The organism is Candidatus Defluviilinea gracilis (genome assembly GCF_057138825.1).
Genome location: NZ_DBNHEF010000020.1, coordinates 1 through 11012 on the forward strand (window position 1 = coordinate 1; position 11012 = coordinate 11012).

Sequence of the window (11012 nt, forward strand, 5' to 3'; positions counted from 1 at the left end):
CTTTTTTTCAAACACAAAGGACACGACGGTCACAAAGGAAAACCCAAGGAATCTAGGCTCTTTTTTTGCCTTTGTGTACTTTGTGCCCTTCGTGGTGAAGCTCTTTCCCGTTAATTACGGGAGACCCCTGATTCCTTACCCTTTAAGGGTCTCCCGTAGTTAACAGGAAAATACCTCGCCACGCAGGCTTGCACTGAGTCTATCGAAGCGACACCAAGGGGAAAAGGACCCGGATTCCTTGTGTTTTCCTTTATGACCCTCGTGTCCTTTATGTTTCAGGACTTACGCAGTTGGCGGGCAGTTGTGCCACATCCGCCCCAGGGCAACTACGGCGTAACAGGTTCAACCGCGTAAGTCCTATGTTTGAAAAAGGTTTCCCGTTAAAAACGGTAGTGCCAAAATGGGAAAACCTCCGCGTGTTCCACGATATTCGCGCGCGCAAGAGTCGTCGACCCGGGTTGCGCGAAAGCCATGTGTAAATGTTCCCGCCCCATTTACCAATCCCCAATTACGAATTACACTTCCACCCGATGGCGAACTTTTTCGATAACATCTTCTTCATTTTCGAGCGTCTCAACTGGCTCAGCGTTCTGGATATTGCGCTGGTCACGTTGATCTTTTTTGCATTGCTCTATACCTTGCGCGATACGCAGGCAATGGTGTTGTTGCGCGGCGCGATTTTCCTCATCATTGCCCTGATCTTGCTCACCTCGCTTGTTGAATTGCCGGCGTTCTCGTGGTTGGTGCAAAGCACCCTGCCCGCCCTGCTCCTCGCCATCCCGGTTATCTTTGCCCCCGAGATACGCCGCGCGCTCGAACGGCTGGGACGAGCTGGCAACTTCGTCACCGGAAGCGGACAACCGCAACAAGCCGATATCGTCAAAGTGATCCATGCGGTGGTCGAAGCGTCGCGCCGCCTCTCGGCGCGGCAACACGGCGCCTTGATCGTCATGCAACGCACCGATAGCCTCGCGCAATACGCCGAGACCGGCGTTCAAATGTACGCGCAAGTGACGCCCGAATTGCTCTTGCAGATCTTTTACCCAGATACGCCCCTGCACGATGGCGGCGCCATTATCGCCGACGGGAAGGTGCTTGCGGCGGCGTGCGTCATGCCGCTCTCGTCAAGCGGTATTCTCACCCGCAACCCCGAACGACAAATGGGATTACGCCATCGCGCCGCGCTCGGCTCCTCCGAAGTGAGCGACGCGGTCGCAGTCGTCGTTTCTGAACAAAGCGGTTCGATCTCCATCGCGCATGCCGGGCGCATGATTCGCCGCATCGACCCGGAGCGGCTTGAAAACATCCTCATTGCGTTTTACCAAACCGATGTTTCCACGCCGCGCAAAGTCTGGTTCCAACGATTCTTCCGCAGGGATAAATAACATGCGCTGGCTCGCTACCAATATCCGCACGATCCTCCTCGCCTTTGTCCTTGCCGTCGCGGTCTGGATTTCTGCCGTCACTGCCGCCGACCCGGATGAGATCCGCGCGCCCATTGCGGTGCCGCTTGAAATCGTCGGGCAGGAGCCGTCGCTCGTCATCACCAGTGAAATCCCAGCCAAAGTGAACGTCACCTTGCGCGCGCCTCGTTCGGTTTGGGAACGGATCTCCGCGCAGGAAAATTCCATCCGCGCCATCCTGGATATTTCCAACTTGAGCGCGGGCGAACATACAAAGGATATCCAGATTCAGATCGCGGCGCGACCGATCCAACTCGTTCTTTCGGACCCTGCTTCTGTTTCTGTCACCCTCGAGCGACTCGCCACCCGCGCCCTGCCCATCGACCTCTCCCTGAGCGGACAGCCGGCGGTGGGCTATCAAGCCGGAGATCCGCAGGCTGATGCGAACGAGGTGGTGATCTCCGGTCCCGAGTCGCTGGTCGAGCAGGTGCAACGAGCGCGCATCCTGTTGAGTTTCTCCGGCACGCGCGAAAGTATCGATCAAGCTTTGCCTGTGCTGGCGCTCGATGCGCAAAACGCCGTCGTGGATGGCGTGTCGATTAATCCTTCGTCGATTCATGTCACCATTCCCGTCACGCAACAAGGCGGTTTCCGCGATGTGGCGGTAAAAGTTATCGTCAGCGGACAGGTGGCGGCGGGGTACCGGCTTGAAAATATTTCGGTCGTCCCGCCGGTGATCACGGTGTTTGCCTCCGACCCACAATTGGTGAATGCGTTGCCCGGCGTGATCGAAACCGAAACGCTCAATTTGCAGGAGGCGAAAGAAGCCATCTCTACGCGGCTCGCGCTGTTATTGCCGGCCAACATCAGCATTGTTGGGGCGCAAACCGTGCAAGTAACGGTTGAAGTTTCGCCGATCCAGACCAGTGTAACGCTGTTGAATCAACCCATCCATGTGACCGGCTTGAGCGATGGGCTAGCCGCGCAGGTTTCGCCGCAAACGGTGGATGTGATCATCTCGGGTCCGTTGCCTGTGCTCGACGCGCTGACGCCGCAGGATATCATCGTAAATATCGATGTGACCGGGCTGGAGGCTGGCACGTATCAACTCACACCCACCATCGAAATCCTTGTCGAAAATGTGCTGGTCGAATCGATTTTGCCCGGCGCCGTGGAGGTGGTCATCTCTGTCCCCGGCACCGGAACGCCAAGCCCGTAGGTTGCGGCAGGGAATAGTGATCAGTTGAAATCGTAAATCGTAAATCGTAAATCGCAAATCGTAAATCGGAAATCATACATGCCTAAACCTATTGTTGCCCTCGTCGGCAGACCCAATGTTGGAAAATCAACTTTATTCAATCGCCTCGTCGGTGAACGCATGGCGATCGTGGACGATACGCCCGGCACCACGCGCGACCGCCTGTTTGGCGAAGCGGAATGGAACGGGCGCGCCTTCCATGTGATCGACACTGGCGGCATCGACCCGACGCATGGCGGCAAAACACCGCTCTCGGTCGGCTCGGCGGATTTTATCGAGGATATCCGCGCGCAAGCGCAAGCCGCGATCGACGAAGCGGATGTGGTGCTGTTCGTCAACGATGGGCAAAGCGGCGTGACCGGCGCAGACTTGGAGGTGGCAGACATCCTGCGCCGCTCGCAGAAGAAATTGCCGGACGGTTCGTTCTTCCCGCCGATCCTTGTGGTGGCGAACAAATGCGAGGCGCGCGAAACACGGGATGCGGCGAGTCAATTCTACGAGTTGGGGCTGGGCGAGCCTCACCCGGTCTCTGCCGTGCATGGAAGCGACACCGGCGACCTGCTCGACGCGGTTGTGGCAAACTTCCCTGCGGAGGAAGCGGCGGAGGAGGATGAGAGCATCAAGATCGCCATCGTCGGCAAGCCGAACGCGGGCAAGTCCAGCCTGCTCAACAAACTCGTGGGCGAGGAACGCGCCATCGTCAGCCCGATCCCCGGCACCACGCGCGATGCGACCGATACGCTCATCGAAATGGAAGGGTTGCAGGTTACGCTCATCGACACGGCGGGCATCCGCAAGCGCGGCAAGATCGAGCGCGGCGTGGAGCAGTTTAGCGTGTTGCGTTCGTTCAAAGCCATCGAACGCGCCGACGTTGCCCTGCTGATGATCGACGCCACAACGGGCATCACTGCGCAGGACGCGCACATTGCGGGCTTTATCCTCGAGCAATGGAAATCGTGTGTGGTGATCGTCAACAAGTGGGACGCCATCGAAAAAGATTCGTTCACGATGGAGGAGTACACGCGCAAGATTCGCTCCGATTTGAACTTTATGGATTACGTTCCGCTGTTATTCATCTCGGCGAAAACCGGTCAACGCGTGGATACTGTCTTGCCGATGGCGTTGCGCGTGCAGGAGGAACGCCTCGCGCGTTTGACCACCTCGAAGATTAACGCGGTGATTCACAAAGCGCAGGACGCTCATCCGCATCCCACACATGCGGGGCGCGCGTTGAAAATGTTCTACGGCACGCAAGTCCGTTCCGACCCGCCGACGTTTATGATCTACGTCAACGACCCGAAGTTGATGCACTTTACTTACTTGAGGTATTTGGAAAATCAGATCCGCGAGGAATATGGGTTTTTAGGTACGCCAATACGGATTGTGACGAAGGGGAGGCGGGAGTAGTCAGTTGGAGAATAGAGAATAGAGAATAGAGAATAGAGAGTAGAGAGTAGAGGTTGAAAGGCGAGGCGGGGGAGTTGTGGCGTGAATTGTTTGACGCTTTGCTTGATGGTGAAAATATTTATCTTCCGATGAGCAAAATTCTTTCGGTGGGCGAAACTTCGGGGTCAGACGCGTTGGTGAGATTTCTTGCCGTAATTTCAACGTACTCACGGCTTCCACTGTAATTTATCCAATCGAAAATCGGACGTGGATCGCCCGGCGGGCAAGTCTGCTAATACGATTGGTGCAGGTATATCGGAAGTCAGAGATATATCCGACAAATCCAGGAGAAAGACTTGTTTGTCACTGATGTATGCAAGGCAATTTCCGTCTGATGAAACTGTCGGTGCATGGGCTGAGTCAGCTAATTTGATTAACCCTAAGCCGTCCGCATATGCCAGATAGATCGCGCGGTCGGACGCGCTCATGCCAAATTCAAAGACAAGGAATTTTCCATCTGATGACCAGCTGAGGTGAGCAACATCGGGAATAGTCGAACTGTGTCCTTTCGGGATAGGCAATGAGGCAATGATAGATTTGTTGCTTCCGTCTGGATTTTGAAGGATCAAGACTGCTTCTCCTGAAGTTCTTCTCATTTCAAAATAGGCAAGTCTTGAGCCATCTGGCGACCATGCGAAACTATTGTCGTACTCAACAAGCGCGCTGATTAATCTTACCAGCCCGCTTTCTAAATTTGCCTCGAAGAGGCCAGTACTTGGACCTAGACCATAAAAAATAATACTCTGGTCATTAGGCGAGAATTGCGGAGTGGATCCGATCTGTTGATCGCGTTGAAATTCGGTAACTGTAGATTCAGCGTTATTGATAAGATAGATCACAGTAGGATTTGCAACCGACCATGTCAGAACTCTTTTCCCATCACGCGACCAGGCAACATCCATTAGGTATCCTAATTCTGAGTTTGAGAGAACAGGTTGAAGTTGACTGCCAGTAGAGTCGGTTAGATAGATATTGCCTGTGCCTGTTGTATTCCCAACAAGAGCCAATTGTTCGCCGTTCGCCAACCACGACAAAGAGCGCAACTCTCCGATTGTTCGCTGTGGGTCAAGATCGATAAACTCTGTTTTCTCTGAGTTGCTTATAAATGCCGAAAAGCCATGCGCGAGCGCGAGCGGACCTTCGCAAATAATTCCCTGCCTTACATTCGATTCGAATGTATCAGAAGAAATTTCAGTGCTAGATGAGCCAGGCACTTGTTCGGATGGGACGAGCGAGCGGATCGTCCAGTGGAACAAAACGAATCCGAGCACGGCGGCAACTGTCCATGCGACAGGCACGACGAGTTTTGCAAACCAGCCTGTTGCAGGCTGTGATTTGTTTTTATATGCGTCCATTAATCGAGTCTCCAATGTCCATTGAAAGTCTTGAGAAACTTTCATGTTGTCTGCTACTGAATTTAATTTCGCGGCGACGGATTGTTCGTCGGCGGGGAGTTGGTCGAAGAGTTCTTTATTCATAGTCCATCTCCAATGCAATGGAAGAACGCGCGCGCAGGTCTTGCAGTCCGCGCGAGACGAGCATTTTGACGGCGGCTTCACTTTTGCCCAGCGCCGACCCCGCTTCGGCGAAACTGAGTCCGCTGAAGAAACATAGGATCAACGCTTCGGCGCGGTCACTGCTGAGTTGTTTGATCGCGTTGATGATCTGAGTCCGCTCGAGGCGTTGAAAAGCCGACTTGTCGGTAGGCAGGCTGGGAGTCGGGATGTGAAGCGCCGCATTCAACGGGACCTCAGGCTTGGTGCGCCGAAACAAGCGTCTGCGAAGCCTCGACGCGATTCCCATCAGCCACGCAATATACGGAGCCGCGCCGCGATAGGATCGTATCCCCTCCAACGCCGCCATGAACGTCTGCGAAGTGAGATCCTCCGCATCGTGGACGTTTCCCGTGTGCGCCATATGATAGCGATAGACGCTCGCAACGTGACGGCGATATAACTCGGCAAACGCCTCTGGCTCGGCGCGCGCCAGCCGCGCAAGGTGAGCATCGTCCATAGACGGGTAGTGAGGGATGGTCATAAACGTGTGAGGCGTCTCCTGCTGTGTTGTGCGCACAGTAGGAAGTGCCAGTAGAGGCTTGAATCGTAACAGGGAATTTGAAAAGACCTCGGCGTTCTTCAAGAACTCCGAGGTCTCTCTCGATGTCGTTCACCTTTTCACTTCTTCTTTTTGCCAGTTTTATATGTCCCTTTTTTCTCGCGAACCATTTTGGCAATATCGTCAACTGTGAATTTATCCAGCCACTCGTGTCGGTCTTTGGAGTAATCGCCCTGTCCCAGTTCGAATTGTTGCATAAAACGAATCATCCCAACCAGACCCAGTTCGCAGGAAAGCGCCGCCAAACCAGCGACACGAATTTGTTGAGGCGTCATCATTTGTGCGTTCATTAGATATTCTCCTTCATCCAATCTAAAGGATTTCCGATTTTACTTTAGAAAGCGGCTTGAATACTATACCCAATGCTCGTTCAATTCCACGTTTCGGCGGGATAAATCCCTGCCTCAGTTCATGAAAGTCGGCTGGAAGCCGACTCGCTCGTCAGCCCGAAGGTGACACGTTGAGCTTGTCGAAACGGCTTCCACGTACTGAGCAACGGGCTTTAGCCCTGCGGTATCCCGCCGCGCTAAATATATTCATCCTCTTCGAACAATTGCATCGTTCATCGCATCAACAATTCTCTTTATATATGCTCCGTCTTCTGATACCAAAATATTAGTTTCTCCCGACGCGCTTCCTATTTTTACAATGTATGCAGGCTTAGTATTAACGGCACGTATTCCCAAAATGGCAATTATCAAACCGATAATCAAGAATCCCCAAAACTCTCGAATACCGACTATACCTAAAAATATAAAAAACGCCCCAACAATGACCAGCAAGAAGGGTATGTTACTTGCCGCCTTCTGGCTTTTGCTTACAGATGTAACATTAGATATTGCATAAGTTTTCGTTCCAATGATGGCCCTTAGGTTGGTTATTTTTACCTTATCATCTTCAAAGATTGTGATTTCGCCTGTTTCAGTCATTTTGTCTTCTTTCCTGTATAGGGATTGAATCGTGTTTTACGCTTCTTAAATTATACAACTGTACAACTTAGCCAAGTATATTAAAAGCCTCGGAGACATTATTCTCCGAGGCTTTTCTAATTTACTTCACGCGCTCAAATCATACCCCTCAGGCAACCAGCAACACAACACCAACTCCCTCGCCGCTTTGACCTCATCCATGCGCCCGAACTGCGTATTATTCGGCGCGGACCTGACGATCTCAGGCGTAGACTTCGCTTCCTTGGCGATCTGGATCATCGCGTCGGCGAAGGCATCGAGCGTGTCTTTGTTCTCGGTCTCGGTCGGCTCAATCATCAACGCTTCGTGGACGATGAGCGGGAAGTAGTTTGTGGGCGGGTGGAAGTTGTAATCCATCAGTCGTTTGGAGATGTCCAGCGCGCGCACATCGCTTCCTTCAAATTGTCCCTCTGCCACGAACTCGTGCATGCAGATGCGGTCAAACGGGATGTGATAATGGTCGCGCAACCTTGCTTGCAGATAGTTGGCGTTCAACACGGCGTATTGCGCGATGTCTTTGAGTCCATCGGGTCCGTGCATGGCGATGTAGGTGAACGAACGGACGAAGCCGCCGCCGAAATGTCCGTGGAAGGCTTTCATGCGACCGATCGTCTTCGCAGGCTTGACGAATCCATACAGCGGAGGCATTTCATCATTGCCATCTTCGACGATTCCAACCAAAGGCTCAGGCAAAAAGTCTACGAGTTTGGGACCGACTCCAACAGGACCGACGCCAGGTCCGCCGCCGCCATGCGGTACGGCAAACGTTTTATGCAAGTTGAAGTGCATCACGTCGAAGCCCAAGTCGCCAGGGCGGACGATGCCGAGCAACGGATTCAAGTTCGCGCCGTCACCATACATCAAACCGCCGCATCCATGCACGAGCGCGATCACCTTCTCGATATGTTCATCGAACATGCCGAGCGTGTTCGGGTTGGTGAGCATCATGCCGACGACGGTATCGTCGCACGCCTCTTCCAATTTTTTCAGATCAACATTGCCGCGCTCATCGGAGGGGATCGTCACAACCGTCATGCCCATCATTCCAACAGACGCGGGGTTCGTCCCATGCGCCGCGTCGGGGATGAGCATCTTCACGCGCTTATCGTCGCCGCGCGATTTATGATACGCGCGCATCATCAACACGCCCGTAAATTCTCCGTGCGCGCCCGCGGCGGGTTGCAACGTCACGCCCGCGAATCCCGAAATCTCTTTCAACATTTCCTGCAACTGATACATCAACGCGAGATTGCCTTGCACGGTCTCAACAGGTTGCAGTGGATGCGTGAACACGAAGCCTGGCAGTCGGCACGTGTCTTCGTTGATCTTCGGGTTGTATTTCATCGTGCATGAGCCAAGCGGATAAAATCCGCCGTCGACGCTGTAATTAAATTTTGAGAGTCGGACGTAATGGCGGACAACGTCCACCTCCGCAAGTTCGGGAAGCGGCAGTTCGGAGCGCAGCAAATGCGGAGGAGGCGATTCAGCCGCAGGGACGTCTGATTCGGGCATCCGCACGCCGACTCGTCCGGGCGAGGATAAGTCGAAGATCGTCGGCTCCACTATCTTCGCGCTGAGCGGAGGGACTGTGTTCGTCAGTCCCGCAGACGAAGCGCTGCTATTGCTAACCATGTTTCACCTCCGACAGCACCTCAACGAGCGTGTCAATTTCTTCTTTTGAATTCATCTCGGTGACGGCAACCAGCAAATGATTTTTGTGCGAGGGATAATCCTGACTCAGATCGTATCCGCCGAGGATGCCGTGTTCGAGCAAATGCGCGTTGACCTCGCTGGCGGGCTGCGGACATTCCAACACAAACTCGTGGAAGAATGTTTCGGACGAAACTTTATAGCCTTTGAGTTTGCTCAATTCGCTCGCGGCGTAATGCGCTTTTTGATAACAAAGATTTGCTACCTGCTTCAATCCGTTTTTGCCGAGCACGCTGAGGTAGATCGCAGACGCCAGCGCGAGCAAGCCTTGATTGGTGCAGATGTTCGACGTGGCGCGTTCGCGTTTGATGTGTTGCTCGCGCGCGGTGAGAGTCAGCACATACGCGCGTTGACCTTTGTTGTCCACCGTTTCGCCGATCAAGCGTCCCGCCATTTTGTGGACGTATTGCTTGCGCGTCGTGAAAAATCCGACGCTGGGTCCGCCGAACCACATCGGGATTCCCAGCGGCTGACCATCGCCCACGACAATGTCCGCGCCCATTTCGCCGGGTGTTTTGAATAACGCCAGCGCGGTCGGGTTTGCAACCACACAAACCAATGCGCCCTTTGCGTGAACATCATCAATGAATTTTTTATAATCGTACACGCGCCCGAAGAAGTCGGGGTACTGCACGATGACGAGACACGTATCCTCGCCAACATGTGCGAGCAGATCGCTCGGATCGGTATCGAGTTCCGCGTCCGCTTCGTCGCCGACGAGGTGCATGTCCATGCCTTGCGTGTACGTGCGGATCACCGCGCGGTATTGCGGATGCACAGTGGGGGAGATAACTACCTTCTTGCGTTTGCCGCGGAATTGCGCGTTCGCCAAGTTCACCGCTTCGGCAGTGGCAGTCGCGCCGTCGTAGTGCGACGCGTTCGACACGTCCATGCCTGTCAACGCCGCCATCAACGATTGATATTCGAAGATGGCTTGCAACGTGCCTTGTGAAATTTCGGGCTGGTACGGCGTGTACGCGGTATAAAATTCTCCGCGCCTCAACATGTGATCGATCACCGACGGGATGTAGTGATGATACATGCCCGCGCCGAGGAACGAGATCAGATCGCCGCGCACATTCTCGTTGGCGCTGGCAATGTTGGACAGTTCCTCCAACGCTTCCATTTCTGTCCACGCGGGAGGCAGGTCAAGTTTGGGGAAGCGATGTTTGGCAGGCACGGCATCGAACAAATCGTCGAGCGATTTAACGCCGACTGTTGCGAGCATCTCATCGCGTTCGTGGGGGCTTATGGGAATATATGTCATGGTGACTCCAAGACCAGTGAGGGAGTTATCAGTGATCAGTTATCAGTACTGATCACTGTTCACTATTCACTGATTACTAATGACTTCTCTCCTCACAATGCTTCTCATACGCCGCCGCGTCCATCAGGTCGCCCGCGGTCGCGCCTTCGAGCTGGATCATCCACGCCGCGCCAAAAGCATCGGTGTTGATGGTCTCGGGCTTGTTGGCGAGGTCTTTGTTCACCGCCGCGACTTTTCCGCTGGCGGGTGCATAAATCTCCGATGAGGCTTTCACCGACTCCACCGAAGCGATTGGCTTGCCCGCCGCGATCTCTTCTCCTGCTTCGACCAGGATCTCCACGAAGACGATATCGGAGAGTTGGTTTTGGGCGTAGTCGGTGATGCCCACTTTCCCGCTCGCGGGGTCGAACCATTCATCGGACTTTGCATATTTCAAATTGGAAGGGGTGTTCATTATCAATCTCCTTGGTGATGTGTAGCGCGAGATTTATCTCGCTGCTTGCGAGTTGCGACATGAATGTCGCGTTACGATGCGGCGAATCAAAAAGGCGCACGAAGTTAATCGCGCGCCTCTGTAATGTGACCTGAGAGATTAGTTCGTTAGTTTGGTAGTCAGTTAGTTAATTAGTTTTGTAGTTTTTCAACTACCGAACTATTGAACTACCAAACTATCCAACTAACTAACTTTACACCGTCGGTATTGATGTCTCGCAGTTGAACTGCGAGACAATCAAACTTTCCAGAGTGGATTCGGGGACAGGGTCCTTTTGCCTGAGAGATTCATCTGGTTTCGCCTGATCCAGATTTGCACCTTCGGCGCCCGTGTTGTAGTGGAGAAGTCCGTC

The 11012-nt window shown here is 53.6% G+C and carries 10 protein-coding genes and 2 riboswitches; of the genes, 3 read left to right on the forward strand and 7 right to left on the reverse strand.

All coding sequences use genetic code 11. From position 1 onward, the window contains the following. The first annotated feature begins 530 nt into the window (after positions 1–530). The 3 genes from cdaA to der all read left to right on the forward strand — a co-directional run bounded on the left by cdaA (position 531) and on the right by der (position 4068). Positions 531–1385, forward strand: a complete 855-nt coding sequence (gene cdaA / locus AC16KF_RS02260; protein WP_484035662.1) for a diadenylate cyclase CdaA — start codon at positions 531–533, stop codon at positions 1383–1385. 1 nt (position 1386) lies between these two features. Beyond that, positions 1387–2622, forward strand: coding sequence for a CdaR family protein (locus tag AC16KF_RS02265; RefSeq protein ID WP_484035663.1), 1236 nt, complete (start codon positions 1387–1389; stop codon positions 2620–2622). A 78-nt stretch (positions 2623–2700) separates the two neighbouring features. Continuing rightward, a complete protein-coding gene (der, locus tag AC16KF_RS02270) occupies positions 2701–4068 on the forward strand; it encodes a ribosome biogenesis GTPase Der (protein WP_484035664.1) in 1368 nt (455 codons plus the stop codon). Between the two features lie 206 nt (positions 4069–4274). Here der and AC16KF_RS02275 read toward each other — a convergent pair whose 3' ends face one another. From AC16KF_RS02275 to gcvH, 7 genes are all read right to left on the reverse strand, one after another. Continuing rightward, a complete protein-coding gene (locus AC16KF_RS02275; RefSeq protein ID WP_484035665.1) occupies positions 4275–5585 on the reverse strand; it encodes a hypothetical protein in 1311 nt (436 codons plus the stop codon). Beyond that, positions 5578–6144, reverse strand: a complete 567-nt coding sequence (locus AC16KF_RS02280; protein WP_484035666.1) for an RNA polymerase sigma factor — start codon at positions 6142–6144, stop codon at positions 5578–5580. Before AC16KF_RS02280 ends, AC16KF_RS02275 begins: the two co-directional genes overlap by 8 nt. 137 nt (positions 6145–6281) lie before the next feature. After that, positions 6282–6512 carry a hypothetical protein gene (locus tag AC16KF_RS02285; protein ID WP_484035667.1) on the reverse strand — a complete coding sequence of 77 codons (231 nt, stop codon included), beginning with the start codon at positions 6510–6512 and terminating at the stop codon, positions 6282–6284. A 246-nt stretch (positions 6513–6758) separates the two neighbouring features. After that, a complete protein-coding gene (locus AC16KF_RS02290) occupies positions 6759–7151 on the reverse strand; it encodes a DUF6232 family protein (protein WP_484035668.1) in 393 nt (130 codons plus the stop codon). Positions 7152–7277: 126 nt separating this feature from the next. Continuing rightward, the gene (gene gcvPB, locus AC16KF_RS02295; protein ID WP_484035669.1) at positions 7278–8822 is read right to left on the reverse strand and encodes an aminomethyl-transferring glycine dehydrogenase subunit GcvPB; all 1545 of its coding nucleotides are present in this window, start codon (positions 8820–8822) and stop codon (positions 7278–7280) included. Beyond that, on the reverse strand, positions 8815–10167 hold the full coding sequence (gcvPA, locus tag AC16KF_RS02300) for an aminomethyl-transferring glycine dehydrogenase subunit GcvPA (RefSeq protein WP_484035670.1): 1353 nt from the start codon (positions 10165–10167) through the stop codon (positions 8815–8817). The genes gcvPB and gcvPA overlap by 8 nt, the downstream gene beginning before the upstream one ends. A 76-nt stretch (positions 10168–10243) precedes the next feature. Further along, positions 10244–10621 carry a glycine cleavage system protein GcvH gene (gene gcvH, locus AC16KF_RS02305; RefSeq protein WP_484035671.1) on the reverse strand — a complete coding sequence of 126 codons (378 nt, stop codon included), beginning with the start codon at positions 10619–10621 and terminating at the stop codon, positions 10244–10246. A gap of 108 nt (positions 10622–10729) precedes the next feature. Then, positions 10730–10920: riboswitch (glycine riboswitch) on the reverse strand. Between the two features lie 9 nt (positions 10921–10929). Continuing rightward, a riboswitch (glycine riboswitch) is annotated at positions 10930–11004 on the reverse strand. Between the last annotated feature and the right edge of the window lie 8 nt (positions 11005–11012).

Coding starts and splice junctions, on each gene's coding strand:
- gcvH (WP_484035671.1), bottom strand. CDS start 10,621: ATGAACACCCCTTCCAATTTGAAATATGCAAAGTCCGATGAATGGTTC.
- der (WP_484035664.1), top strand. CDS start 2,701: ATGCCTAAACCTATTGTTGCCCTCGTCGGCAGACCCAATGTTGGAAAA.
- AC16KF_RS02285 (WP_484035667.1), bottom strand. CDS start 6,512: ATGAACGCACAAATGATGACGCCTCAACAAATTCGTGTCGCTGGTTTG.
- AC16KF_RS02280 (WP_484035666.1), bottom strand. CDS start 6,144: ATGACCATCCCTCACTACCCGTCTATGGACGATGCTCACCTTGCGCGG.
- gcvPA (WP_484035670.1), bottom strand. CDS start 10,167: ATGACATATATTCCCATAAGCCCCCACGAACGCGATGAGATGCTCGCA.
- gcvPB (WP_484035669.1), bottom strand. CDS start 8,822: ATGGTTAGCAATAGCAGCGCTTCGTCTGCGGGACTGACGAACACAGTC.
- AC16KF_RS02290 (WP_484035668.1), bottom strand. CDS start 7,151: ATGACTGAAACAGGCGAAATCACAATCTTTGAAGATGATAAGGTAAAA.
- AC16KF_RS02265 (WP_484035663.1), top strand. CDS start 1,387: ATGCGCTGGCTCGCTACCAATATCCGCACGATCCTCCTCGCCTTTGTC.
- AC16KF_RS02275 (WP_484035665.1), bottom strand. CDS start 5,585: ATGAATAAAGAACTCTTCGACCAACTCCCCGCCGACGAACAATCCGTC.
- cdaA (WP_484035662.1), top strand. CDS start 531: ATGGCGAACTTTTTCGATAACATCTTCTTCATTTTCGAGCGTCTCAAC.